This window comes from Pseudomonas sp. RGM 3321 (assembly GCF_022836805.1).
Classification (GTDB): domain Bacteria; phylum Pseudomonadota; class Gammaproteobacteria; order Pseudomonadales; family Pseudomonadaceae; genus Aquipseudomonas.
Genome location: NZ_JALHBH010000119.1, coordinates 296,379 through 321,258, shown reverse-complemented (window position 1 = coordinate 321,258; position 24,880 = coordinate 296,379). Strand labels below are relative to the sequence as shown.

The following is a 24,880-nucleotide window of genomic DNA, read 5'->3' as shown; positions in this document are numbered from 1 at the left end:
AACCCTAAACTTGGCTCAGCAATCGTTGGTTACATCTTTGATTTCTCGCGGAGTAACTTGGGTTGCTGATAATCTGTTGACTTCAGTCTGACACCACAAGCACCCACACGAATTGCTTGATTCAGTTGTTAAAGAGCGGGTGGTTAAGAGCTTTCGTCTCAACCGAGGCGCGCATTCTACAGCGTCTCTTGTATCTGTCAAGCGGTTATTTTAAGAAGTTTTCAAAGTTTCCTTTGCAACTTCAACCACTTGCGCTTCGATCAACTCTGCAGTTGCTCATCAGCGGGAGGCGAATTCTACAGCGTTACAACCGCGTGTCAAACTCTTTTTTCTCACCGCTGTCGATCACTGCTGACTCGACCTGCTTCCTCGCTGACTCTTCACTCAAAACCCTTGCAAACCATTGATCTACAAGGCTTTTTCGTTTCCGTCTGCGCCGGAAGTGGGGCGAATTATAGACAGATCACAGAGGGCGTCAACCGTTAATTTCAAAAATCTGCAATTCGACTGCTGAGCCCTAACAAACACGGGAGATCCTCTTTAAAGACGATCTCCCGCCACGGGAATTTACAAGCTGGGGAATGCGAATTGCGACGCTTCATGGCTCGCACGTTGTGGCCAGCGCTGGGTAATCGCCTTGCGACGTGTATAGAAGCGCACACCATCGGGACCGTACGCATGCAAGTCGCCGAACAGGGAACGCTTCCAGCCGCCAAAGCTGTGATAGGCAACCGGTACCGGCAGCGGAACGTTGACCCCGACCATTCCCACTTCAATCTCATCGCAGAACAACCGCGCAGCTTCGCCATCACGGGTAAAGATGCAGGTGCCGTTGCCGTATTCGTGGTCGTTGATCAGTTGCATGGCTTGCTCAAGGCTGTCCACACGCACGATGCACAGTACCGGCCCGAAGATCTCTTCTTTATAGATACGCATTTGCGGTGTGACGCGATCGAACAGACAGCCGCCCATGAAGAAGCCCCGTTCATGTCCGGCAACCTGGAGATTGCGACCGTCCACCACCAGGGTAGCGCCCGACTGCACACCATCCTCTATATAGGCGCCGACCTTGTCGCGATGCTGACCGGTGACCAGTGGCCCCATGTCCAGGCCGCAAGTCGTACCTGCGCCGATTTTCAGGCTCTGAATTTGCGGAACCAGTTTGGCCACCAACGCATCGGCGATCTGATCCCCGACGCACACCGCAACCGAAATAGCCATGCAACGCTCGCCGCAGGATCCGTAGGCAGCGCCCATCAAGGCACTCACTGCGTTGTCCAGGTCGGCATCCGGCATCAGTACCGCATGATTCTTCGCGCCACCAAGAGCCTGAACCCGCTTGCCACGCGCTGCGCCCTCTTTATAGATGTACTCGGCAATCGGGGTCGAACCGACAAAGCTCAGCGCCTTGACCTCAGGCGCTTCGATCAGCGCATCGACAGCAACCTTGTCACCGTGAACCACATTGAGCACACCCTTCGGCAGCCCGGCTTCATGCAGCAGCTCGGCAATCAACAATGTGGAGCTGGGATCGCGTTCCGAAGGCTTGAGGATGAAGCAGTTGCCACACGCAATGGCCAGCGGGTACATCCACAGCGGCACCATGGCCGGGAAGTTGAACGGAGTGATACCGGCGACGATACCCAGCGGCTGGAAATCAGACCACGCATCGATATTCGGCCCGACATTACGGCTGTACTCACCCTTGAGTATTTCCGGCGCGGCACAGGCGTATTCAACGTTTTCAATACCGCGCTTCAATTCGCCCGCAGCATCTTCCAGCGTCTTGCCATGTTCTTCACTGATCAACTGAGCAATGCGCGCTTCGTTCTGCTCCAACAATTGCTTGAAGCGGAACATCACCTGAGCGCGCTTGGCTGGCGGTGTATTACGCCAGGCCGGAAACGCAGCCTTGGCCGAATCGATCGCCTTCTGGACCGTGTCCCGAGCGGCGAGCGCTACCGTGTGGATAACCTGGCCGGTCGACGGGTTGAACACATCTGCGGTGCGGCCATCTTCAGAAATGAACTCGCCGTGGATAAGGTGTTGAATGCTGCTCATGGAAAACTCCGGATAATTGCATCGGGCGCGAATCACTTCACGCCCATGCGACAAAAGCACCTGTGTAAAAGTACCTATATAAGAAGAGAGCCTGTCAGCGTGATCAGTCGATCAGGTTCAGCGTTTCGCCGACGGCATCGAACAACCGGTCCAGGTCCTGCGCCTGACTGTTGAAGGTAGGGCCGAACTGCAAGGTGTCACCGCCAAAACGCACATAGAACCCGGCCTTCCACAGTTTCATGCCTGCCTCGAAAGGCCGCACGATTGCATCGCCGTCACGAGGCGCGATCTGGATGGCGCCTGCCAGGCCGTAGTTGCGGATATCCACCACGTTTTTCGCGCCCTTGATACCGTGCAGTACATTTTCAAAATGCGGAGCGATTTCTGCTGCCTGCTGTACCAGGTTCTCACGCTGCAACAACTCCAGCGCCGCGAGCCCGGCCGCGCAGGCCACCGGATGCGCCGAATAAGTGTAGCCGTGGGGGAATTCAACGGCGTATTCCGGCGTTGGCTGATTCATGAAGGTCTGATATATCTCGCTGCTGGCGATGACTGCACCCATGGGGATCGCGCCATTGGTGATCTGCTTGGCGATACACATCAGGTCGGGTGTGACACCGAAACTGTCCGCGCCGAACATCGAGCCCGTACGGCCGAAGCCGGTAATGACTTCGTCGAATATCAGCAGGATATTGTGCTGGTCACAAATCTCGCGCAGACGCTTGAGATAGCCTTGCGGCGGAACGATTACACCGGCAGAGCCCGCCATGGGTTCGACGATTACCGCCGCGATGTTCGACGCATCGTGCAGTTCGATCAGCTTGAGCATCTCATCAGCCAGCGCAATACCGCCCGCTTCGGGCATCCCCTTCGAATAGGCATTGCTGGCCATCAGCGTGTGCGGCAGATGGTCGACATCCATCAACTGACCGAACATCCTGCGGTTACCATTCACCCCGCCCAGACTGGTGCCCGCCACGTTCACGCCGTGATAGCCACGCGCGCGCCCGATCATCTTGGTCTTGGTTGCCTGCCCTTTCAGCCGCCAGTAGGCACGCACCATCTTCACTGCCGTGTCCGCGCATTCGGAACCGGAGTTGGTATAAAAAACGTGATTGAGATTGCCCGGCGTCAGTTCAGTAATCTTTTCAGCCAACTGGAACGACAGCGGATGCCCGAACTGAAAGCCCGGCGAGTAATCCAGAACGCCCAGTTGCCGGGAAACGGCTTCCTGAATTTCCTTGCGAGTGTGCCCCGCCCCGCATGTCCATAGCCCGGAAAGCCCATCGTAGATCTTGCGGCCCTTGTCGTCAGTCAGATAGCTGCCATGCGCAGCCAAGACCATGCGCGGGTCGCGCTGGAAATTTCGATTTGCGGTGTAAGGCATCCAGTGGGCATCAAGCTTCAACTGACTGGTTACAGACACATCAGACGCTTCGAACATATTCATGGGGCAAGCCTCGCAGGCGCTAAACGAACGGTCATTGCAGCCAAGGTGTCACGCGGCTAAAGTTCATAAAACCCGATTTTCATGATCTTTGGTTTGGTAGAGACTAAACAATGAGCGTCCGTCGCACCGATCCGCTGTCCCAGGTAAGCGACTTTGATATCCGCCTGCTGCGTATTTTCAAAAGTGTCGTTGAGGCAGGCGGTTTTTCTGCGGCTGAAAGCGTGCTCGGCATTGGCCGGTCGGCGATCAGCCAGCAAATGAGCGATCTGGAACAGCGTCTCGGCTTGCGGCTTTGCCAGCGAGGGCGGGCCGGTTTTTCGCTGACTGACGAAGGGCGTGAGGTTTATCAATCGTCGTTGCAACTGCTCAGCGCTCTGGAAAGTTTCAGGACAGAGGTCAACGGCCTGCATCAGAACTTGCGCGGCGAGTTGAACATCGGCCTGACCGACAACCTGGTCACCCTTCCCCACATGCGCATCACCCATGCACTGGCCCGCCTGAAAGAACGTGGCCCAGGCGTGTACATCAATATCCGCATGATTGCCCCCGCCGAAGTCGAGCGAGGCGTACTGAACGGCGGCCTGCATGTCGGTGTCGTGCCACAGGCCAGCGCCCTGCCCGGCCTTGAATATCACCCGTTGTACAGTGAGCGTTCGCTGCTTTATTGCGCGGTGGGCCACCCGCTTTTCTACGCAGACAACTCAATGCTGGATGATGAACGCCTCGCCCAGCAGCAAGCCATTGCCCCGACCTTTCGCCTGCCGAACGATATTCAGGAGCATTATCAGGCACTGACCTGCACCGCCAGCGCTTCAGACCGCGAGGGCATCGCGTTCCTGATTCTGACTGGACGCTACATTGGCTATCTGCCAGATCATTACGCCAACGCCTGGGTGCAGGAAGGTCGACTGCGCGCAATGAAACCGGACTCAAAGTTCTACGATCTCAACCTGGTGACCGTTACCCGAAAAGGCCGACGCCCTCATTTGGTGCTGGAGAGCTTTCTGGAAACACTTGCCGCTACCCGATGACACATTTTTCCCGGACGCCCTTCCAGTCAGCCAACGTCGCAGTGCGCCTAGAAAACGCTATCAGGCTGATATTTATTGAAATAGTTGGACTCAAATAAAAATAACCTGAGCAACTGGACAGTTTTTTGCAGTAATCCCCGACAACGACACGCCAGTACATGGCAGTTCCCCGTCCGAGACCTTGCCATGCAGCCTGAAACACTCGACAACGATGACCTGATTTACGGCCTGAATGATCGCCCAAGACCTTTAACGGCCATATTGGCAGCGTTCCAGCATGTCCTCGCCAGCTTCGTCGGGATCATCACTCCGCCGTTGATCATCGGATCGACGCTCGGCCTGACCCAATACCTGCCGTATCTGATCAGCATGGCCCTGATGGTATCGGGCACAGGTACTTTCATTCAGGCGCGCCGCCCGTTTGGTATCGGCGCAGGCATGATCTGCCTGCAAGGCACCAGCTTCGCCTTCCTGGGTGCGGTGTTGTCCGCAGGTTTTCTGGTCAAGCAGCGCGGCGGCAGCCCGGAGGACATCATGGCGATGATCTTCGGCGTGTGCTTTTTCGGCGCGCTGGTGCAGATCGTGCTCAGTCGCTGTATTGGCCAGTTGCGACGTGTCATTACGCCGCTGGTGACCGGCATTGTCATCACGCTGATTGGCATAAGCCTGATCAAGGTAGGTGTGACAGACCTGGGCGGCGGCTTCAACGCACCTGACTTTGGCGCGCCGTTGAACCTGGCGCTGGGTGCCTTCGTTCTGGCAGTGATCATCTTACTTAACCGCTCGAATACGCCCTGGGTGCGTTTGTCGGCGATCATCATCGGCCTGGCAGTCGGCAGTCTCGCCGCCTGGTTCAGCGGCAAGCTGATTCCACAGCCGATCCACGACCTGCCCTTGATCAGCGTGCCGGTGCCGTTCCGTTTTGGTTTCAGCTTTGACTGGACCGCTTTCCTGCCGGTCGCGCTGATTTATCTGATCAGCAGTATCGAAACGGTCGGCGACCTGACGGCCAATTGCATGCTCGCCCGCCAGCCGATCAGTGGCCCGAGCTACGTGGCACGTCTCAAGGGTGGCGTGCTGGGTGACGGCGTGAGCTGCATGATTGCCGCAATGTTCAGTGCATTCCCCAACACCACCTTTGCGCAGAACAACGGTGTGATCCAACTGACCGGCGTTGCCAGTCGCTATGTCGGGCTGTACATCGGCGCGGTGCTGTTCGTGCTCGGGCTGTTCCCGCATATCGGTGCCATCGTCCAGCAGATTCCCAAACCGGTACTCGGCGGCGCAACGCTGGTGATGTTCGGCAGCGTCGCGGCAGCCGGTGTGCGCATTCTGGCCCAGTCTCCGCTGGACCGGCGCAGCATGCTGATCATCGCCACGTCACTAGGGGTGGGTCTGGGTATCGCCGCACAGCCTGCGCTGCTGCATCAGATGCCCAAACTGGTACAGAACCTGTTCGATTCGGCCATCACCAGCGGCGGCATCACGGCCATTGTCATGTGCCTGCTGATTCCGGAAGGAAAAGTCGCCGTTACCCGGAATGAAACAGCGACGGAACCCAACCCCCTTGAACAACCACGATAGGTTTCCATAGCCGCACTTGCGCCGGTGCTTGCGAGATAGTCGCCGGTGCGTTATCTGTTCATTAGTTGCGCCCTACGACCTGTCCGGAATTGCCCATGACCCTTGAAGTCCCCGCACACAGCGCTCACGTCACCAAGCCCGCAAGCCGTATTCGTCAGAAGAACGAAGAAGCGATCATCCAGGCAGCCGAAGATGAATTTGCCCGCCACGGCTTCAAGGGCACCAGCATGAACACCATTGCGCTGAAAGCCGGGCTGCCCAAAGCCAACCTGCATTACTACTTCACCAACAAGCTGGGCCTGTATGTCGCGGTGCTGAGCAACATCATTGATTTGTGGGACAGCACGTTCAACCACCTGAGCGTCGAAGATGATCCAGCAGAGGCACTGGCCCGCTACATTCGCGCCAAGATGGAGTTTTCGCGCCGCCAGCCACAGGCTTCGCGGATTTTCGCCATGGAGATCATCAGCGGTGGCGAATGCATGAGCGAGTATTTCAGCCAGGACTACCGCCTGTGGTTCCAGGGCCGGGCAGCGGTTTTTCAAGCCTGGATCGATGCCGGCAAGATGGACCCGGTCGACCCGGTACACCTGATTTTCCTGCTGTGGGGCAGCACCCAGCACTACGCTGATTTCGCCTCGCAGATTTGCCGCGTCACCGGTCGCTCCCGCCTGACCAGGCAAGACATGGATCAGGCCAGCAACAATCTGATCCGGATCATCCTCAAAGGTTGTGGGCTCACGCCGCCAGCCTTGTAGAATCGGCGCCTTGACGTCAGCTGGATACACGCATGCCTTTTACCCTGGTCGGCCCTTGCGAGTTTCGTGAAGAAATCCGCAAGAGCCGCTTCATCACCCTCGCCGCCCCCATCGCCAGCCCGGCCGACGCCCAGGCGTTCATCGAGCAGCACAGCGACCTCAACGCCACTCACAATTGCTGGGCCTGGAAGCTGGGTGGGCAGTATCGCAGCAACGATGACGGGGAGCCGGGCGGTACTGCAGGCAGGCCGATCCTGGCAGCCATCGAGGCGCAGGAGTTCGATCAAGTCGTGGTGCTGGTGATCCGCTGGTACGGCGGCATCCAACTGGGGACTGGCGGCCTGGCCCGCGCCTATGGCGGTGGTGCCAACAAGTGCTTGCAGCAAGCCGAGCGTCTGCCGCTGATTCAGCGTTCGTCATTCCACCTTGAATGCAGCTTCAGTGAACTGGCGCTGGTCAAGTTGCGTCTCGCGGAAGTCAACGGCCTGCTGGAGAGTGAAAACTTCACTGCCACTGGCGTGCAGATGGCAATCGCGATAGGCCCCGAGCATGCCGACACGCTGCAACGTCAACTTGCCGATCTGAGTCGCGGCAGAATCCTTTTGCACAAGGCCACCACAGAGTAGGCAACGCGACAGCCATTGCCCACATCTACTGTGCATCCGGCTGTGGATAAGCTGAGCACACTCCACTGCGGGCCTTGTCGGGCTTGCGTTTCAGACGAATGATCGTTTTTTGAGCAATCGCCTGACGTGGATCCATAAATGGTGCAAAAACAGTCTGTTAGCGATCCTTAGTACCTTTGGACGCTAACCACCGGCGTATTATTCTCCACTGGCCCGCTTGCGCACAGTATCTGTGGAAGAACCTGTGGATAACAGGTGCAAGGGTCGCGCATCCACATAACGCACCTCGCTTGACGCCTGCTGTACATTTTTTACTCAAATCAAAGAGCCACATTTGCCCCTTGCTCCGCCAGCGCGCCCCGAACTGGTGCTGAAATAATCGCGTATGGTTATTACTGACCGGTCACGAATGTCGAAAACGCCTTACTCAGCCTTGATTGAACGCACAGGGCCAGAATCCTGACTCCTTGGCCAGGATTTTGCTTTATCCACAAGCGACCCACTTCTGCCTTCGAGCCTTTCATGTCAAACCACGCGATACCTGCGCGTCTACAACTGCGCCACATCACTAAACGGTATCCTGGCTGCCTGGCCAACGACGCTGTCGACTTGACGATTCAGCCCGGCGAAATTCATGCACTGCTGGGAGAGAACGGCGCCGGTAAAAGCACGCTGATGAAGATCATCTATGGCGTGACGCAACCCGACGCCGGGTCGATCATCTGGCAAGGCCAGGCGCAGACCATGCGTAATCCGGCACAGGCCAGAAGCCTGGGGATCGGTATGGTTTTCCAGCATTTCTCGCTGTTCGAAACCCTCAGCGTCGCGCAAAACATCGCCCTGGCGATGGGCGCAGCGGCAGGCACGCCCAAACAACTGGAACCGCGCATTCGCGAGGTTTCGCAACGCTACGGCATGGCAGTGGAGCCCCAGCGCCTGGTCCACAGCCTGTCGATTGGCGAGCGGCAGAAAGTCGAAATCATTCGTTGCCTGATGCAGGACATTCGTCTGTTGATCCTCGACGAGCCCACGTCAGTGCTCACACCCCAGGAAGCCGAAGAGCTGTTCGTGACCCTCAGGCATTTGGCCGCAGAGGGCTGCAGCATTCTGTTTATCAGTCACAAGCTGGGCGAGGTTCGTACCCTGTGTCACAGCGCAACCGTGCTGCGCAACGGCAAGGTCTCCGGGCACTGCATTCCCGCTGACTGCTCCGATCTGGAACTGGCGCGCTTGATGGTCGGCGATGCCGAAGGGCTGACCGCTCAGTATGAGAAAGTCAGCGGCAGCACAGCCTTTTTGCGCATCGACAAGCTGTCCTGGCACAACCCGGACCCGTTCGGCTGCTCACTCAAAGACCTCAGCCTGGAAGTACGCAGCGGCGAAATCGTCGGTATCGCAGGCGTGGCCGGTAATGGTCAGGATGAATTGCTGGCGCTGCTCAGCGGCGAACAGACCTTGCCGCATGCCCAAGCGGCGACCCTGCGCTTCGAGGATACCCCGGTCGGCAACCTGCGCCCCGATGCGCGGCGCAAGCGTGGCCTGGCATTCGTCCCGGCCGAGCGTCTGGGACATGGCGCAGTGCCAGAACTCAGTCTCGCCGACAACGCGCTGCTTACCGCCTTCCAGCAAGGACTGGTAAGTAATGGCCTGATCCAGCGCAGCAAGGTGCGCGCACTGGCTGACGAAATCATTCGGCGCTTTGCAGTCAAGACGCCGGATGCACAGGCCGCGGCGCGCAGTCTGTCGGGCGGCAACCTGCAGAAATTCATTCTCGGTCGGGAAATCCTGCAAAAGCCGAAACTGTTGATTGCCGCGCACCCCACCTGGGGCGTGGATGTCGGCGCGGCGGCGGCGATCCATCGGGCGCTGATTGCCTTACGCGATGCGGGGGCCGCGATTCTGGTGATCTCCGAAGACCTGGACGAATTGTTCCAGATCAGCGACCGACTCGCCGCCCTGAGCGGCGGCCAGCTTTCCGACCTGATCCCCACTGAACAGACCAGCACCGTGCAAATCGGCGGCTGGATGGCGGGACAGTTCGATCATTCTCACACCCAGGCCCATACGGCGGGTTAACGGAGCAAAAGATGCTGCTTTCTCTGGAACCGCGCGGCCAGCAATCGCGCGCCATGTTGTGGTGCTCCCCTTTACTGGCTGCCGTCCTGACACTGGTCTGCGGCTCACTGCTGTTCATCGGCCTGGGGCTCAACCCTTGGCAGACGCTGCACACCTTGCTGATCGCGCCGGTCAGCGACTGGTATGGTGTGTCGGAATTGATGGTCAAAACCTTACCTATTCTGCTCTGCGCGCTGGGCCTGGCGGTCGCGTATCAAGCGCGTATCTGGAACATCGGCGCGGAAGGCCAGTTGCTGCTCGGCGCGCTGGCGGGTAGTGCCGTGGCGGTGAATATCATAGAGATGGAAAGTCGCTGGGCCTTGGTCATGGTGTTGCTGGCCGGCACGCTTGCAGGCGCGGCATGGGCGGGATTGACCGCCTGGCTGCGCACGCACTTCAACGCCAATGAAATCCTCACCAGCATCATGCTCAACTACATCGCCCTCAACTTGTTGCTGTACTTCGTGCACGGGCCGCTCAAGGACCCGGCGGGCATGAACTTCCCGGAGTCAGCGACTTTCGGCGACGCCAGCCGTCTGCCGCTGCTGATGGAAGATGGCCGCGCGCATATCGGCGTGTACTTCGCGCTGCTGGCACTGGTCGCGGTCTGGGTATTGCTGCAGCGCAGCTTTGTCGGTTTCCAGATCAAGGTGCTCGGGCTCGACAAGCGTGCTGCCGGTTTCGTCGGCTTTCGCGAGAAGCAACTGGTATGGCTGGCGCTGTTGATAAGTGGCGCACTGGCAGGTCTGGCGGGCGTGTCGGAAGTGACCGGACCGATCGGCCAACTGGTGCCGCAGGTCTCGCCGGGTTACGGCTATGCCGCGATCACCGTGGCTTTTCTCGGACGCCTCAACCCCATCGGCATTCTGTTCTCCAGCCTGCTGATCGCCTTGCTGTACCTGGGCGGTGAAAGCGCACAAATGACCTTGAACCTGCCCTTGGCAATCACGCAATTGTTTCAGGGGATGATGCTGTTCTTCCTGCTGGCCTGTGATGTGCTGATTCTCTATCGCCCACGTTTGAAACTGCACTGGGTCAAGCGCCAGATGACCGCCGTCATAGGAGCCGCATGATGGATATCGACCTGTTGAGCAACATTTTCTACGCTATGGTCCGCTGCGGAACCCCCTTGCTGCTGGTGGCGCTGGGCGAACTGATCTGCGAAAAAAGCGGCGTCATCAATCTGGGTCAGGAAGGCATGATGCTGTTTGGCGCGGTGATCGGTTTCATCATCGCCCTGAGTACCGGCAATCTATGGCTGGGCGTGCTGCTGGCGATGCTCGCTGGCATGCTGCTGTCGGCACTGTTTGCGCTGGTGGCGCTGGTGTTCAACGCCAATCAGGTCGCGACCGGGCTGGCGCTGACCATCTTCGGTGTCGGCCTTTCCAGCTTCGTCGGCGCCGCCTGGGTCGGCAAGCCATTGAGCGGTTTCGAACCGGTGGCCATCCCGCTGCTGAGTGACATTCCGCTGATTGGCCGCATGCTGTTTGCCCAGGACTTGCTGGTCTACCTGTCCTTTGCCTTGTTCGCGCTGGTCGCCTGGGCCTTGCTGAAAAGCCGCGTCGGGCTGATCATCCAGGCCGTCGGTGAAAACCCTGATGCGGCCAGCGCCATGGGCTTGCCGGTGTTGCGCGTACGCACCCTCGCAGTGCTGTTCGGCGGCGCAATGGCTGGCCTGGCCGGGGCTTACCTGTCGCTGGCCTATACGCCGATGTGGGCGGAAAACATGAGCGCCGGACGCGGCTGGATAGCCTTGGCGCTGGTGGTGTTCGCCAGCTGGCGCGTGTGGCGTCTACTGCTCGGAGCCTATCTGTTCGGCCTCGCCAGCATTCTGCACCTGGTCGCGCAAGGCATCGGCCTGGCCATCCCGTCCAATCTGCTGGCGATGCTGCCCTACCTCGCCACCATCATCGTCCTCGTCCTGCTCTCCCGCGACGCCCTGCGCACCCGACTGTATGCGCCGGTTTCGCTGGGACAGCCATGGCGGGCGGGGCATTGAGGAAGCTAGCGGCGCGAATGGCTGACGCAGAGCATCACGAACGGCATTCCCACGCTGAGCGTGCGGAACGATAATCCCGCCTATCGTGCCAATGCTCAGCGTCAGACATCTACCTTGAACGTTTCCGGCTCACGGAGATTCCAACACTGCATAGGCAGTAGTACGCTGCAGGGTCGAGACTTTCGAGAGGTACTGCTGGCGCTGCCATGGAGTCTGTCTCTCAATTTGCCAAGGAATTATTCATGACCACTACCAAGAAAACCGCCCTCATTATCGGTGCTTCGCGTGGCCTCGGGCTCGGGCTGGTGCAGCGCTTGACCGAACAGGGCTGGCAGGTCACCGCCACCGTACGTGATCCGCAAAATGCCGAAAACCTCAAAGCGGTAGAAGGCGTGCGCATCGAAGCGGTCGATCTGGACGAACCTGCGTCGCTGGAAGTGCTGGTCCAGAAGCTTAAAGGCGAAGTCTTCGACGTGCTGTTCGTCAATGCCGGGATTACCGGTGCGCAACATCAGAGCGCGGCGAAGTCGACAGCCGCCGAGCTTGGGCAGTTGTTCCTGACCAACGCTGTCGCGCCGATTCGTCTGGCCGAACGCTTCATTGAGCAAATCCGCCCTGAAACGGGCGTTCTGGCGTTCATGAGTTCGTGGCTGGGTAGCGTTGCTTGTCCGGATGGCGCGGAACTGGCGCTGTACAAGGCCAGCAAGGCGGCGCTCAACTCGATGACCAATACCTTTGTCAGCCAGTTGGGCGAAAATCGTCCCACCGTTTTGTCGTTGCATCCGGGTTGGGTGAAAACCGATATGGGCGGTGAGAACGCGGCCATCGACGTGCTGACCAGTACCACCGGTCTCGTGCAACAGCTCAATGCCTACGCAGGCAAGGGCGGCCATCACTTCATCGATTATCAGGGCAAGGCGATTGCCTGGTAACCGGCCACTCAACTAAAATCGCGACTCTTTGCCGGGGCACCTGAAACCCCGGCAACCCTGGATCAGCAGACAGGGCAACACTGAGCTGGCTAACCCTGAACCTGTCTTTCAGAGGAGCCGGCCGATGCCCGCGATCCGTATCTGGTTGAAAAATCCCCTTGCTGTGTTTACCGCCAATGACCTGGACGCCCGTGGCGGTCTGGTCATTGAAGGTGGCGTCATCACTGAAGTGCTGGCGGCCGGACAACAACCGTCGACGCCCTGCACACAAACATTCGATGCCCGCGAGCATGTGCTGCTGCCGGGGCTGATCAACACGCATCATCACTTCTACCAAACCCTCACCCGCGCCTGGGCACCGGTGGTCAATCAGCCATTATTCCCGTGGCTGAAAACCCTGTACCCGGTGTGGGCGCGCCTGACGCCGGAGAGGCTCGCGGTCGCCAGCAAGGTGGCGCTGGCCGAGTTGTTACTGTCCGGGTGCACAACCGCTGCCGACCACCACTATCTGTTTCCCGATGGGCTGGAGCACGCCATCGATGTACAGGTGCAGAGCGTTCGGGAGTTGGGCATGCGCGCGATGCTGACGCGCGGTTCGATGAGCCTGGGCGAAGCGGATGGAGGCTTGCCGCCGCAGCAAACCGTGCAGCAGGGCGAGGTGATTCTGGCCGACAGCCAGCGTTTGATCGAGACCTACCATGAGCGTGGCGACGGCGCGCAGATTCAGATCGCCCTGGCGCCCTGCTCGCCGTTTTCGGTCACGCCGCAGATCATGGCCGAGAGTGCGGCCATGGCCGAAAAACTCGACGTACGCCTGCACACCCACCTGGCCGAAACCCTCGACGAAGAAGACTTCTGCCTGCAACGCTTCGGCCTGCGCACCGTGGATTATCTTGACAGTGTCGGCTGGTTGGGACCGCGTACCTGGCTGGCCCATGGCATCCACTTCAACCCCGACGAAATCGCCCGCCTCGGCGCTGCGGGCACCGGCGTCTGTCACTGCCCAAGCTCGAACATGCGCCTGGCTTCCGGCATCTGCCCGACCCTGGAGCTGATCGCTGCCGGCACACCCCTGGGGCTCGGAGTCGATGGTTCGGCGTCCAACGATGCATCGAACATGATCCTCGAAACCCGCCAGGCGCTTTACCTGCAGCGCCTGCGCTACGGTGCCGAAAAAATCACCCCGCAGCTCGTGCTGGGCTGGGCCACCAAGGGGTCCGCGCAATTACTGGGGCGTACCGATATCGGTGAGCTGGCGGTGGGTAAACAGGCCGATCTGGCGCTGTTCAAGCTGGACGAACTGCGCTTCTCCGGCAGCCATGATCCGCTCTCGGCGCTGTTGCTGTGCGGCGCGGACCGTGCCGACCGAGTGATGGTTGGCGGTCGGTGGCGAGTGATTGACAGGCAGGTTGAAGGCCTGGATATCAAGCAGCTGATTGCCGATCACAGCCAGGCAGCGCGAGAGTTGATTCAGGGCTGAACGTGCGCAGCGATAATCTCAACTATCGTGCGACGCTCCGCGTCGGCATGCACTTCAGGACGCTCTGCGTGCTCTTGTGACGCAGAGCGTGGGAGCCCTAAAGCCCCAGGCACGACAGCATGATGAACGTCGCGAACAGTACGAAGTGGGTCATGCCTTCGATGGCGTTGGTTTCGCCGTCGTTGAGGTTGATGGCGGACACCAGCAGGGTGATGAAGATCATCACGGTCTGCACCGGCGTCATGGCCATCTGGAACGGCTGGCCGCTGTATAGCGCCATCGCCTCCATGACCGGAACCGTCAGAATCACGGTGGACAACGATGCGCCCAAAGCGATATTGACCACCGACTGCATGCGGTTGGCGAGTGCCGCACGTAGAGCGGTCAGAATCTCCGGCGCTGCGGAAATGGCGGCCACCAGAATGGCGGTCATCACTGGCGGTGCACCCGTCCCTTCCAGACCCAGGTCGACCGTCTTGGACATCACTTCGGCCAGCGCTCCGATCACCACCACGCCGGTGACCAGCGTGGCGATCGAGCGGGTCAGGTTGACCGGCTCTGCATGCTGCTCAGCCTGATCCGAGCCCTGGCGTTTTTTCTTTTCCGGGTAGCTGTAGCTGAAAAAGTAGCTGTGCGGGCCGACCTGCATGCGCAGGAACAGCGTGTAGAGCAGAATCATCGCGCCAATGGTGAACGCCGAATAGATCTTCCAGTCGCCTTTGGGGATGAACTCGGGCACCACCATCGACACGCCCATGGCGGTGAGGATCATCACGCTGTAGGTGCGCGCCGAGTCATCGTTATAGGACTGCTCGCCATGCTTGATGCCGCCCATCAGCGCGGCAAGGCCAAGGATGCCGTTGATGTCGAGTATTACTGCCGAGTAAATCGTGTCCCGCACCAGCGTCGGCGATGGCTCGTTGCTCATCATGATCGCCAGAATCACCACTTCGACCAGCACCGCCGAGAGCGTGAGGATCATCGTCCCGTAGGGATCACCGACCTTTTCCGCGAGCATCTCGGCGTGGTGCGCGACGCGCATCGAGGCGCAGACGATGAAGCCGACCAGCGCCAACCCGGAAACCAGTGCGACGACCTGTCCGTTGCCCAGCAGCACATGCTCCAGCGGATAGGCGACAAACATGGCAATGATTGCCAGCAGTAGAAACTTTTCTTGCTTGAGCAAAGCGCCCATTACTTTCTCCAAACCCTTGCGACAGATCGCCGCGGATAGTCATGAACGTGTCTGTCACTGAAGCCGTTCAGAGTGCGGTGTGTGACAAAAGGTTTCAACAAATGACCCGAATGAGAACTGCACCCACACGTAAATGACTTTTGATCCCGTCGTCACGATGTGAAATAGTGCCCGCCGTTTTTCAACAATAGCGCCCGCCGTTTTCTACGCGACCTCTCTGGTGCGTCTGTTTAGTACAAGGACCTTCGCCATGCGTGCTTTTCGACTTCCGCATCTGCTGGCTTGCGGCCTGCTGACCCTGATGGCCAGCGCAGCCCAGGCCGCGCCTATCGATATCGATGACGGTCAACACAAAGTCCACCTGCACGACGCCCCCAAACGCGTTGTGGTGCTGGAGTTCTCGTTTCTCGACGGTCTGGCGTCGGTCGGCGTAACGCCCGTCGGTGCCGCGGACGATGGCGATGCCAACCGGGTACTGCCCAAAGTGCGCAAAGCCGTAGGCGAATGGCAGTCCGTGGGACTGCGCTCGCAACCCAATATAGAAGTGATCGCGCGGCTCAAGCCGGACCTGATCATTGCCGACCTCGGCCGCCATCAGGCGCTTTACAACGATCTGGCCAGTCTGGCACCGACATTGATGCTGCCGTCGCGCGGCGAGGATTATCAGGGCAGTCTGAAATCTGCCGAGCTGATTGGCGTGGCGCTGGGCAAAGGCCCAGAGATGCAAGCGCGGATCGCGGAGAACCGCCAGCACCTGAAGACTGTCGCCGAGCAGATTCCGGCCAACACCAATGTGCTGTTCGGCGTTGCTCGCGAAGACAGCTTCTCGGTACATGGCCCGCACTCGTACGCAGGCAGCGTGTTGCAGGCGATCGGTCTGAAGGTCCCGGAAGTACGCAAAGACGCCGCACCCACAGAATTCGTAAGTCTGGAGCAGTTGCTGGCATTGGACCCTGGCTGGTTGCTGGTCGGTCATTATCGTCGCCCGAGCATTGTCGACAGCTGGAGCAAGCAGCCGCTGTGGCAGGTGCTTGGCGCAGTACGTAACAAGCAGGTGGCCGAGGTTGACGGCGACAGCTGGGCGCGCAATCGCGGGATCATGGCCTCCGAGCAGATCGCCGACGATGCGCTTGCCGTGCTCAAGGGCGGCAAGGCCGTGCTGAACCCGTAAATGCGTCGCTGGCTGATGGCAGGCGTGATCACCGCGACCTGCCTGGGACTGTTCTGGGTGTCGCTGTTCGCCCTGTCGTCGTTCAGCATTCGTCAGGTGGATGCCTGGAACGGACTGATCACGCAGGGTCGCGAAGGCGGCAACATCGCTTACATCGTTGCGCAATTGCGCGTGCCACGTGCCTTGTGCGCGGCGCTGGTCGGTGCCTGCCTGGGCGTGGCCGGGGCCTTGATGCAGGGCATCACGCGCAACCGTCTGGCCTCGCCCTCATTGTTTGGCGTTACGGCAGGCGCAGCGTTGGGGCTGGCGCTGTTTTCCACAGGTCTGGTCGCTCTGCCCTTCCCCGGTGGTGCCCTGCTGATGACCTGCCTCGGTGGTGCGCTGGCGTGGATCACCGTGTTCAGTCTTGGCGGTGCATGGTCACCCGCCACGGCTCAGGGGCGACTGGTGCTGGCGGGTGTCGCCGTCGCCGCGCTGTGCGCAGCCTTGACCCGTCTCACCGTAATTCTTGTCGAAGCGCAGGCGCAAAGTGTCCTCAACTGGCTGGCCGGATCGCTGGCCAACGTCGGCGCGGCGCAGTTGCAACTGCTCTGGCCGTGCACGCTGATCGGCGTGGTGCTGGCGATTGCCTGTGCGCCGCGCTTGAACCTGATCAACCTTGGCGAAGACGCTGCCCGTTCACTGGGTGTACGTATCGGTGCCTTGCGCCTGCTGGTGTTCGTGGTCAGTCTGCTGCTGGTCGGCGCCAGCGTCTGTGCGGTGGGGCCGATAGCGTTTGTCGGCCTGATCGCGCCGAACATTGCTCGCCAATGGCTGGGCAATGACTACCGCTGGTTGATCCCGATCAGCGCCGGGCTGGGCGCGGCTATCGTGCTGGCTTCCGACCTGATCAGCCGCGCCGTGGCGTTCCCCGTGGAAACGCCGGCCGGCGTGGTCACTGCGCTGATTGGCGCGCCGTTCTTTCTGTTTCTGGCGAGGCGTGCGCTATGAGCCAGCCCCGCCCACGGCTGTTGTTGCTGATTATGTTGCTGGCACTGGCCCTGCTGCTGAGCCTCAGCGCGGGCACCGTCTGGCTGACGCCCGGCGCAGTGCTTGATCATCTGATCGCCCACGACAGCAAGGACTTCGAAGTCTGGAATCACCGTCTGCCACGCGGTTTGATCGCAATCATGACCGGCTGCGCCTTCGGCCTGGCTGGCGCCATAGTGCAAGGCGTGATCCGCAACCCGCTGGCCTCGCCGGAAATTCTTGGCGTGACCCAGGGCGCAGGGCTGGCGTTGACCATCGCCATCATCGGCCTGCCGCAATTGCCGGTGTCCGCGCTGCCGTTTGTGGCGTGTCTGGGCGGTGCGGCGGGGGCATTGCTGCTGGCGTTGTACAACACCGGTGTGCAGTTTTCCGGCGTGCGTTTCGCGCTCTCCGGGGTCGCGATTGCGGTGACGCTGTCGAGCATTACCGAGTTCCTGATTCTGTCCAACCCGCTGGATATCAACACCGCCCTGCTGGCCCTGACCGGCAGTTTGTGGAGCCGTAACTGGCACCATGTGTGGCTGGCCTCGCCGCTTCTGCTGTTGATCCCGCTCAGTTTGCTGCTGGCCAAACCGCTGAACCTGATCGGCCTGGGCGATGAAGCAGCGCAGAGCCTGGGCACCGGCCTCAAACGTACGCGCTGGCTGGCGATGGGCAGTGCCGTGCTGTTGACCAGTCTGGGCGTGGGCATCATCGGTCCGGTGAGTTTTGTCGGGCTGGTCGCGCCACACATGGCCCGCCGTCTGGTCGGCGGTCATCATCAATACCTGCTGCCCGCCTCCATGGTATTGGGCGCGTTATTGCTGGTGCTGGCCGATACGCTGGGGCGCACATTGATCGCCCCCAGCGAGATCCCCGCCGGTATTCTCACGGCGGTGATCGGCGCTCCGTATTTCCTCTGGCTGCTGGCCCGATTCAAAGGTTGATCCCATGAGTATTCTGAAGGCGCAGCAACTCGACATCGGCTATGGCGCAACGCGGATCGTGCAGGACCTGTCATTCAGCCCGCCGCCTGCGCAGGTCACCGCGCTGATCGGCCCCAACGGTTGCGGAAAATCCACACTGCTCAAGGCGTTTGCACGGATTCTCACCCCGCTATCGGGCAGTATGAGTCTCGACGGCAAAGCCTACAGCCAGCTCTCCGCCAAAGAGCTGGCCCGCAAGGTGGCTTTTCTGCCGCAAGTGCTGCCGATTCCGGAAGGCGTCAGCGTGCGTCAGCTGGTGGCGTACGGCCGCAGTCCGCACAACAGCCTGTGGGGACGCCTGAGTGGTGCCGATCAGCACAGTGTCGATCAGGCCTTGCAGCGCATGGAGCTGGACACACTGGCCGAGCGCCCGCTGTCCGATCTGTCCGGCGGGCAACGACAACGCGCCTGGCTGGCGATGATCCTTGCGCAGGACGCGGCCATCGTCCTGCTCGACGAGCCGACCACCTATCTGGACATCTGCCATCAGGTCGAACTGCTGGACCTGATGCGTGAGTTGAGCGCCGAAGGCAAGACGGTGATTACCGTGCTGCACGACATCAATCAGGCCTGCCGCTACGCCGACCATCTGGCGGTCATGCAGGGTGGGCGTCTGGTGACCTGCGGCGCGCCGGGCGAGGTGCTGACAGCCGAGCTGGTCTGCCAGGTGTTCGATGTGCAGGTGCAGATCATGCGCGAGCCCGTGGCCGGTACGCCAATGTGCATCGTCGAGCGCAGCACGCGCTGCACCAGTTAGCGGCGTAGCCCGCCGCGTCTGCACCTTCCCGCTGCACTCTGGCGATACACAAAACTGCTCTTGATTCTGGCCGAAGGCCGTAGGAGCGAACTTGTTCGCGAAGAAGATCGGTCAGACGATGATTTTTCGGAGTATGTATCGGCCCTTTCGCGAACAAGTTCGCTCCCACGCCCTGCGGGCAGAAACCTGAAAGTCACATATTCCAGGCTCATCGAAACCTATGTACAACAATAGGCGCGCTGCGCAGGGAAGCAAGCCAGCATCGTAAGTTGTCCTGTTGGTCAGTTATTTGCATTGTCGGGGTATGCACTCCAACAAGACCGCAAGGAGCTAGACCCGATGCACCTGACCAACCCACGTCGCCCTCTGAAAAAACTGCTGTGTGCCATGGCCGCCGTTGTCGGCATTGGCTCCAGCCTGCTCGCCTCGGCAGCCGATCCGCTGAAAGTCGGATTCGTCTACATCGGCCCCATTGGCGACCACGGCTGGACCTATCAGCACGAGCAGGGTCGCCAGGCGATGGTCAAGGCGCTGGGTGACAAGGTCACCAGCAGCTACGTGGAAAACGTACCGGAAGGCGCGGACGCCGAACGGGTTATACGCAACATGGCCAAGGGCGGTTACGACCTCATCTTCAGTACCTCGTTCGGCTACATGAACCCCACTCTGAAAGTCGCCAAGCAATTCCCCAAGGTGAAATTCGAGCATGCGACCGGCTACAAGCAGGACAAGAACATGGGTACGTATCTGGCCCGCACCTATGAAGGTCGTTACGTGAGCGGTTACATCGCCGCGAAAATGACCAAGACCAAGAAAATCGGGTATGTCGCCTCATTCCCGATCCCTGAAGTGCTGCGTGACATCGACGCCATCCAGCTGGCGCTGAACAAATACAATCCGGGCACCGAGATCAAAGTGGTGTGGGTCAACTCCTGGTTCGATCCGGGCAAGGAAGCCGATGCTGCCAACGCGCTCATCGATCAGGGCGTTGACGTGGTCTTCCAGCACACCGACAGCCCGGCGCCGATCCAGACCGCCGAGCGTCGTGGCGTCTATGCAGTCGGCTACGCTTCGGACATGGCGCACTTCGGGCCGAAAGCGGTACTGGCTTCCATCGTCAACAATTGGGGCCCGCATTACATTCAGGCCGCCGAAGGCGCAATCGCAGGCACCTGGAAACCACAGGATTACTGGGGCGGCCTGAAAGAAGGTACGGTCGAGTTGCCGATCAGCGACGTGGTGCCTGCTGATGTGAAGGCTGAAGCGCAGAAGATCATCGCCAGCATCGAAAGCGGCGAATTCCATCCGTTCACCGGACCGATCAAGGACCAGAACGGCACCGTGAAAATTGCTGACGGTGTGGTTGCAACCAACGCCGAGCTGGCGTCGATGAACTATTACGTTGAAGGGATCAAGGCCGAACTGCCTAAATAACCTCCTGGCGTCTCGTGCCCGCTTCGGCGGGCACGCTCATCGACAGCGAACACCACATGATTTCCAGGACCGTTAATGGACCAGCTTCCCGTCATCGACATAGCCCCGCTCTACGGCACCGACCTTGAAGCCTGGAAGGATGTCGCCCGGCAGATCGACAGTGCCTGTCGGCAATGGGGCTTCTTTTACATCAAGGGCCACCCGATCAGCGCGCAACGCATCGAGCAGGTGCAATCGGCAGCCAAGGAATTCTTCGCCCGTCCGGCAGCCGAAAAACTCATCATCGATATCACGCAAAGCACCCATCATCGCGGCTATGGTGCCATCGCCACCGAGCAACTGGACCCCAGCCTGCCGAGCGACCTGAAGGAAACCTTCGACATGGGCCTGCATCTGGATGCCGGCCATCCCGACGTGCTGGCTGGCAAACCACTGCGCGGGCCCAATCGGCACCCGGACATTCCCGGTTGGGAAAGCCTGATGGAGCAGCATTACCTTGACATGCAGGCATTGGCGCAAACCCTGCTGCGCGCCATGACCCTGGCACTGGGCATCGAGCGTGATTTCTTCGATCAGCGTTTCGAGGACCCGGTCAGCGTACTGCGCATGATTCATTACCCACCGCGTGACACGGCGACCTCTGCCGAGCAACAAGGCGCAGGCGCGCATACCGATTATGGCTGCATCACTCTGTTGTATCAGGACACGGCGGGCGGCTTGCAGGTTCGCGACGTGCGAGGCGAATGGATCGACGCACCGCCGATTGACGGCACCTTCGTGGTCAACCTCGGCGACATGATGGCGCGCTGGAGCAACGACCGTTATCTGTCAACGCCGCACCGGGTTATCAGTCCGCTTGGCGTCGACCGCTATTCGATGCCGTTTTTCGCCGAACCGCATCCCGACACGCGCATCGAATGCCTGCCCGGTTGCCAGAGCGAAAGCGAGCCCGCGCGCTATCCTGTCACCACCTGCGCCGAGTTTCTGCTGTCGCGCTTTGCTGATACCTATGCTTATCGCCGCGATCAGGAGGCAAGTTGAACGGTCGGTCAGGTTTTACCCTGCGCAGCGACGTGCATCTGTAGAATGTCGGCGATCTGCACCTGATGAGAAAAGAATATGTACGACTGGTTGAACGCCCTGCCCAAGGCAGAACTGCACTTGCACCTCGAAGGCTCGCTGGAACCCGAGTTGCTGTTCGCCTTGGCAGAGCGCAACAAAATTGCCCTGCCGTGGAATGACGTCGAAGCCCTGCGCAAGGCCTATGCCTTCAACAACCTGCAGGAATTCCTTGATCTGTATTACCGCGGTGCGGACGTTTTGCGCACAGAGCAGGACTTCTACGACCTGACCTGGGCTTACCTGCTGCGCTGCAAGGAACAGAACGTTATCCACACCGAACCGTTCTTCGATCCGCAAACCCACACCGACCGGGGCATCCCGTTTGAAGTAGTGCTGGCCGGGATTACCGGTGCGCTGAAAGACGGCAAGTCGAAGCTGGGTGTCGACAGCGGCCTGATCCTGAGTTTCCTGCGTCACCTGTCCCAGGAAGAAGCCGAAAAAACCCTCGATCAGGCGCTGCCGTTCCGTGATGCGTTCGTCGCCGTGGGCCTCGACAGCTCCGAGATGGGCCACCCGCCGAGCAAGTTCCAGCGCGTATTTGATCGCGCCCGCAGCGAGGGCTTCCTGACGGTCGCCCACGCCGGGGAAGAAGGCCCGCCGGAATACATCTGGGAAGCACTGGACCTGCTGAAAATCCAGCGCATCGACCACGGTGTACGCGCCATCGAAGACGAGCGACTGATGCAGCGCATCATCGACGAACAAATACCGCTGACCGTCTGCCCGCTGTCCAACACCAAGCTTTGCGTATTCGACGACATGGCCCAGCACAACATCCTCGACATGCTCGAGCGCGGCGTGAAAGTCACCGTCAACTCGGATGACCCGGCCTACTTCGGTGGCTACGTTACCGAGAACTTCCACGCGCTGCACACCCACCTGGGCATGACTGAAGATCAGGCAAAACGTCTGGCACAAAACAGCCTGGATGCACGACTGGTCAAGCCCTAGCGAGTGATTGAGCGGCTACCCCCATCGTTCCTCACGCTTCGCGTAGAAATGCCTTTCGCGACACTCTGCGTCGCAAGAGGACGCGAAGCGTCTGGAACTGCATGCAAAAGCACGATAGTGGCGGAGCAAGCCACACCTGTGGTTCCCGTCAGGCCGCCGCCGCGATCTTGCTGATTTCCCGCTGCCCACTGGAGGAGACCTGCAGGGTGCTGGGTTCCTCGGTGGTGCGTAGCCAGCCCATTTGGAAGAATAACTGCAGCAGCCCTGCCCCCAGCGCGCCGCCAAGGTGCGGGTTGCGATCATTCCATTTCGGGCAGGCACATACCGTTTCACGCTTGCGCTGTGCCAGCGCCGGTATGTAAATACCTCGCTCGGCAAAACTGGCCACGCCCTTGCTCGTGACCTCGACGCGCTTCTCTTGCTGTTCTATCCAGCCCGCTTCCAGAAGACGCTGATAAAGCTCGGCGGCCATTTCACCGCCCAGATGATCGGAGCAGATTCTTGCACGGCGTAGCGGCAACGGCGGCATAGGCTGAGCAAACCTGCGGCTGATCTGTTCGGCGCTGGCCAGCGAGGCGCAGGCTAGAGCTTCGACAGCGGCCCCCACTTCCGGCGCGGCGAGGCGAAAGAAACGCTTGCGGCCCCGCGCCTCCTGTTTCAACAGACCGCCACTGGTCAGACGCGCCAGGTGCGCGCCTGCAGAAGAGGTCGAGAGTCCCGCCAAAATCGCCAACTCATCGGCAGGACGAGCAGTACCATCCATCAGTGCCCAGATCATTGCGCTGCGCTTGGGGTCGGCCAGCAGTGTTGCGATCTGGCTGATGCAAGGTCCGTATTCCATGTGTTCACTCCCTGTTGAAACATTCATCTATCGTGATGACTGGGTGAAAGCAATCACGCCTCGGGTAGAGTTGAACGTGGCTCTTATATGAAATGACAAGTATAAACTCTATGCCCTTCGGCCCCAGTGGGCGAAAAACGATTCGTACAAACTGTTGTTGCACAACAGCTCGAAAAAACCCACGTTTTTCTCTCGCCCCATCGGCAGGAAGATCTTCCTGCCTTAACGGCGAACCCCCTCTAGCAAAGGGGTTTCAACCATTACTTCAAAAAGAGATCGAAAAAACAAGCGTAATACCCATGACAAAAACGCCAAAACCACTCAACAACAGTCAGTTTCAACTTCACCTGAGAGTTGAAACTTTGCACTATTGAAACACTTTCAAATATTATATTTTCCGACACTTCCGAAGGTTATTTCCTACCCGGACGTGGCTATTAAAACAAACCAACGGGCGACGGACCTACAGCCTGTTGCTTACAACGTGACCTGAGCATTTCCAGTAACAGAATGACCGGCTTGCTGAGCTGCGCCCGGTGTGCGCATAACAGGTTCAGCGGCGCTCGCTCGCCGATCAAATCTGGCATCAATACTTTCAGGTGCCCGGCCCGTACATCTGCGGCGACGTCCAGCCAGGATTTGTACGCCACACCTTCGCCCGCTACTGCCCAGCGGCGCACTACATCTGCGTCGTCACTGAACCGGTTGCCGCTGACCGTCAGGCTGATTTCGCGCTTGCCGTCATTCAGCGTCCAGCGGTCATGCACGCGGTCCCCGAGCATGAACAACAGGCAGTTATGCTGCGCCAGTTGCTCAACCTGCTGCGGTTCGCCATGACGCTGCAGGTAACTCGGCGCGGCACACAACACCCGCCGGTTGTCAGGCAAAACCGGCAATGCGACCAGGCTTGAATCCTCCGGCTCGCCGTAACGCAGCGCCACATCGACCGGCTGGCGGAACAGGTCGGCAATACGATCACCCAACAACAGGCGCACGGTCAGTTGCGGGTGTTGCTGCTGAAATTCGTCGAACCAGGGCAAGAGCACGTTACGTCCCAGATCCGACGGTGCCGAGAGTTGCAACACGCCCTCACAACGGTCCTGGCTGCTGGCCAGCAGTCGCCGCCCCTCTTCCAGACTGCCCAGTGCGGCGCGGGCATACTCCAGAAACCCCTCGCCTTCGGCGGTCAGACGCAGGCTACGGGTCGAACGTGCCAGCAAGCGCGCACCCAATTGCCGTTCAATGCGTTTGAGCGCCGCGCTGGCGACCGCCGCAGACATGTCCATCACTCGCGCTGCGGCAGAAAGACTGCCCAGGTCCGCCGCACGAACGAACAACTGCAAGTCGTCAAAGCGCAACATCAATACCTCGTATTATCA

At 59.7% G+C, this 24,880-nt stretch carries 21 protein-coding genes; 16 read left to right on the top strand and 5 right to left on the bottom strand.

Annotation, left to right across the window (positions count from 1 at the left end; genetic code table 11):
• Nucleotides 1–567: 567 nt before the first annotated feature.
• Complete coding sequence (locus RGM3321_RS24125; protein ID WP_244395116.1) at nucleotides 568–2,061, bottom strand: CoA-acylating methylmalonate-semialdehyde dehydrogenase; 1,494 nt, start codon at nucleotides 2,059–2,061, stop codon at nucleotides 568–570.
• Nucleotides 2,062–2,164: 103 nt separating this feature from the next.
• Complete coding sequence (locus tag RGM3321_RS24120) at nucleotides 2,165–3,511, bottom strand: aspartate aminotransferase family protein (RefSeq protein ID WP_244395115.1); 1,347 nt, start codon at nucleotides 3,509–3,511, stop codon at nucleotides 2,165–2,167.
• 110 nt (nucleotides 3,512–3,621) lie between these two features.
• On the opposite strand from RGM3321_RS24120, the gene RGM3321_RS24115 reads away from it, so the two are divergent.
• The 9 genes from RGM3321_RS24115 to RGM3321_RS24075 all read left to right on the top strand — a co-directional run bounded on the left by RGM3321_RS24115 (nucleotide 3,622) and on the right by RGM3321_RS24075 (nucleotide 14,036).
• Nucleotides 3,622–4,542 (top strand): LysR family transcriptional regulator, encoded by a 921-nt coding sequence (locus RGM3321_RS24115; protein WP_244395114.1) that lies wholly within the window; start codon nucleotides 3,622–3,624, stop codon nucleotides 4,540–4,542.
• 186 nt (nucleotides 4,543–4,728) lie between these two features.
• Complete coding sequence (locus tag RGM3321_RS24110) at nucleotides 4,729–6,126, top strand: nucleobase:cation symporter-2 family protein (RefSeq protein WP_244395113.1); 1,398 nt, start codon at nucleotides 4,729–4,731, stop codon at nucleotides 6,124–6,126.
• Between the two features lie 95 nt (nucleotides 6,127–6,221).
• Nucleotides 6,222–6,884, top strand: coding sequence for a TetR/AcrR family transcriptional regulator (locus tag RGM3321_RS24105; protein ID WP_244395112.1), 663 nt, complete (start codon nucleotides 6,222–6,224; stop codon nucleotides 6,882–6,884).
• A gap of 32 nt (nucleotides 6,885–6,916) precedes the next feature.
• Entirely contained in the window at nucleotides 6,917–7,510 is a 594-nt protein-coding gene (locus RGM3321_RS24100) for a YigZ family protein (RefSeq protein WP_244395111.1), read from the top strand.
• Between the two features lie 522 nt (nucleotides 7,511–8,032).
• Nucleotides 8,033–9,586, top strand: coding sequence for an ABC transporter ATP-binding protein (locus RGM3321_RS24095; protein WP_244395110.1), 1,554 nt, complete (start codon nucleotides 8,033–8,035; stop codon nucleotides 9,584–9,586).
• A gap of 11 nt (nucleotides 9,587–9,597) precedes the next feature.
• Nucleotides 9,598–10,698: an ABC transporter permease gene (locus RGM3321_RS24090; protein WP_244395109.1), complete on the top strand. Its 1,101-nt coding sequence runs from the start codon at nucleotides 9,598–9,600 to the stop codon at nucleotides 10,696–10,698.
• Entirely contained in the window at nucleotides 10,698–11,624 is a 927-nt protein-coding gene (locus RGM3321_RS24085) for an ABC transporter permease (protein WP_004666363.1), read from the top strand. Before RGM3321_RS24090 ends, RGM3321_RS24085 begins: the two co-directional genes overlap by 1 nt.
• Nucleotides 11,625–11,866: 242 nt before the next feature.
• Nucleotides 11,867–12,556, top strand: coding sequence for an SDR family oxidoreductase (locus tag RGM3321_RS24080; protein WP_244395108.1), 690 nt, complete (start codon nucleotides 11,867–11,869; stop codon nucleotides 12,554–12,556).
• A 124-nt stretch (nucleotides 12,557–12,680) separates the two neighbouring features.
• On the top strand, nucleotides 12,681–14,036 hold the full coding sequence (locus tag RGM3321_RS24075; protein WP_244395107.1) for an 8-oxoguanine deaminase: 1,356 nt from the start codon (nucleotides 12,681–12,683) through the stop codon (nucleotides 14,034–14,036).
• Between the two features lie 97 nt (nucleotides 14,037–14,133).
• Here the strand turns inward: RGM3321_RS24075 and RGM3321_RS24070 are convergent, their stop codons facing one another.
• The gene (locus RGM3321_RS24070; RefSeq protein ID WP_244395106.1) at nucleotides 14,134–15,231 is read right to left on the bottom strand and encodes a calcium:proton antiporter; all 1,098 of its coding nucleotides are present in this window, start codon (nucleotides 15,229–15,231) and stop codon (nucleotides 14,134–14,136) included.
• 250 nt (nucleotides 15,232–15,481) lie between these two features.
• Between RGM3321_RS24070 and RGM3321_RS24065 the strand changes: the two genes are divergently transcribed.
• The 7 genes from RGM3321_RS24065 to RGM3321_RS24035 all read left to right on the top strand — a co-directional run bounded on the left by RGM3321_RS24065 (nucleotide 15,482) and on the right by RGM3321_RS24035 (nucleotide 22,660).
• A complete protein-coding gene (locus tag RGM3321_RS24065; RefSeq protein ID WP_244395105.1) occupies nucleotides 15,482–16,402 on the top strand; it encodes a Fe(3+) dicitrate ABC transporter substrate-binding protein FecB in 921 nt (306 codons plus the stop codon).
• Nucleotides 16,403–17,392 (top strand): iron-dicitrate ABC transporter permease FecC, encoded by a 990-nt coding sequence (gene fecC / locus RGM3321_RS24060; RefSeq protein ID WP_044309511.1) that lies wholly within the window; start codon nucleotides 16,403–16,405, stop codon nucleotides 17,390–17,392.
• Nucleotides 17,389–18,357: an iron chelate uptake ABC transporter family permease subunit gene (locus RGM3321_RS24055; RefSeq protein WP_244395104.1), complete on the top strand. Its 969-nt coding sequence runs from the start codon at nucleotides 17,389–17,391 to the stop codon at nucleotides 18,355–18,357. The genes fecC and RGM3321_RS24055 overlap by 4 nt, the downstream gene beginning before the upstream one ends.
• A 4-nt stretch (nucleotides 18,358–18,361) precedes the next feature.
• The gene (gene fecE, locus RGM3321_RS24050) at nucleotides 18,362–19,153 is read left to right on the top strand and encodes a Fe(3+) dicitrate ABC transporter ATP-binding protein FecE (protein WP_244395103.1); all 792 of its coding nucleotides are present in this window, start codon (nucleotides 18,362–18,364) and stop codon (nucleotides 19,151–19,153) included.
• A 339-nt stretch (nucleotides 19,154–19,492) separates the two neighbouring features.
• A complete protein-coding gene (locus tag RGM3321_RS24045; RefSeq protein WP_002555522.1) occupies nucleotides 19,493–20,587 on the top strand; it encodes a BMP family ABC transporter substrate-binding protein in 1,095 nt (364 codons plus the stop codon).
• Nucleotides 20,588–20,662: 75 nt separating this feature from the next.
• Nucleotides 20,663–21,628: a 2-oxoglutarate and iron-dependent oxygenase domain-containing protein gene (locus tag RGM3321_RS24040; protein WP_244395102.1), complete on the top strand. Its 966-nt coding sequence runs from the start codon at nucleotides 20,663–20,665 to the stop codon at nucleotides 21,626–21,628.
• A gap of 78 nt (nucleotides 21,629–21,706) precedes the next feature.
• The gene (locus tag RGM3321_RS24035; RefSeq protein WP_244395101.1) at nucleotides 21,707–22,660 is read left to right on the top strand and encodes an adenosine deaminase; all 954 of its coding nucleotides are present in this window, start codon (nucleotides 21,707–21,709) and stop codon (nucleotides 22,658–22,660) included.
• Between the two features lie 148 nt (nucleotides 22,661–22,808).
• Here the strand turns inward: RGM3321_RS24035 and RGM3321_RS24030 are convergent, their stop codons facing one another.
• Entirely contained in the window at nucleotides 22,809–23,501 is a 693-nt protein-coding gene (locus tag RGM3321_RS24030; RefSeq protein WP_002555525.1) for a helix-turn-helix transcriptional regulator, read from the bottom strand.
• A gap of 437 nt (nucleotides 23,502–23,938) precedes the next feature.
• The gene (locus tag RGM3321_RS24025) at nucleotides 23,939–24,862 is read right to left on the bottom strand and encodes a LysR family transcriptional regulator (protein WP_244395100.1); all 924 of its coding nucleotides are present in this window, start codon (nucleotides 24,860–24,862) and stop codon (nucleotides 23,939–23,941) included.
• Nucleotides 24,863–24,880 lie beyond the last annotated feature (18 nt).

Bases quoted from the DNA above. Each gene is read 5' to 3' on its own strand.
- RGM3321_RS24055 (WP_244395104.1), top strand. From the start codon at position 17,389: ATGAGCCAGCCCCGCCCACGGCTGTTGTTGCTGATTATGTTGCTGGCA.
- RGM3321_RS24095 (WP_244395110.1), top strand. From the start codon at position 8,033: ATGTCAAACCACGCGATACCTGCGCGTCTACAACTGCGCCACATCACT.
- RGM3321_RS24115 (WP_244395114.1), top strand. From the start codon at position 3,622: ATGAGCGTCCGTCGCACCGATCCGCTGTCCCAGGTAAGCGACTTTGAT.
- RGM3321_RS24110 (WP_244395113.1), top strand. From the start codon at position 4,729: ATGCAGCCTGAAACACTCGACAACGATGACCTGATTTACGGCCTGAAT.
- RGM3321_RS24125 (WP_244395116.1), bottom strand. From the start codon at position 2,061: ATGAGCAGCATTCAACACCTTATCCACGGCGAGTTCATTTCTGAAGAT.
- RGM3321_RS24025 (WP_244395100.1), bottom strand. From the start codon at position 24,862: ATGTTGCGCTTTGACGACTTGCAGTTGTTCGTTCGTGCGGCGGACCTG.
- RGM3321_RS24105 (WP_244395112.1), top strand. From the start codon at position 6,222: ATGACCCTTGAAGTCCCCGCACACAGCGCTCACGTCACCAAGCCCGCA.
- RGM3321_RS24075 (WP_244395107.1), top strand. From the start codon at position 12,681: ATGCCCGCGATCCGTATCTGGTTGAAAAATCCCCTTGCTGTGTTTACC.
- RGM3321_RS24085 (WP_004666363.1), top strand. From the start codon at position 10,698: ATGGATATCGACCTGTTGAGCAACATTTTCTACGCTATGGTCCGCTGC.
- RGM3321_RS24040 (WP_244395102.1), top strand. From the start codon at position 20,663: ATGGACCAGCTTCCCGTCATCGACATAGCCCCGCTCTACGGCACCGAC.
- RGM3321_RS24090 (WP_244395109.1), top strand. From the start codon at position 9,598: ATGCTGCTTTCTCTGGAACCGCGCGGCCAGCAATCGCGCGCCATGTTG.
- fecC (WP_044309511.1), top strand. From the start codon at position 16,403: ATGCGTCGCTGGCTGATGGCAGGCGTGATCACCGCGACCTGCCTGGGA.
- RGM3321_RS24045 (WP_002555522.1), top strand. From the start codon at position 19,493: ATGCACCTGACCAACCCACGTCGCCCTCTGAAAAAACTGCTGTGTGCC.
- RGM3321_RS24035 (WP_244395101.1), top strand. From the start codon at position 21,707: ATGTACGACTGGTTGAACGCCCTGCCCAAGGCAGAACTGCACTTGCAC.
- RGM3321_RS24080 (WP_244395108.1), top strand. From the start codon at position 11,867: ATGACCACTACCAAGAAAACCGCCCTCATTATCGGTGCTTCGCGTGGC.
- fecE (WP_244395103.1), top strand. From the start codon at position 18,362: ATGAGTATTCTGAAGGCGCAGCAACTCGACATCGGCTATGGCGCAACG.
- RGM3321_RS24030 (WP_002555525.1), bottom strand. From the start codon at position 23,501: ATGGAATACGGACCTTGCATCAGCCAGATCGCAACACTGCTGGCCGAC.
- RGM3321_RS24120 (WP_244395115.1), bottom strand. From the start codon at position 3,511: ATGAATATGTTCGAAGCGTCTGATGTGTCTGTAACCAGTCAGTTGAAG.
- RGM3321_RS24065 (WP_244395105.1), top strand. From the start codon at position 15,482: ATGCGTGCTTTTCGACTTCCGCATCTGCTGGCTTGCGGCCTGCTGACC.
- RGM3321_RS24100 (WP_244395111.1), top strand. From the start codon at position 6,917: ATGCCTTTTACCCTGGTCGGCCCTTGCGAGTTTCGTGAAGAAATCCGC.
- RGM3321_RS24070 (WP_244395106.1), bottom strand. From the start codon at position 15,231: ATGGGCGCTTTGCTCAAGCAAGAAAAGTTTCTACTGCTGGCAATCATT.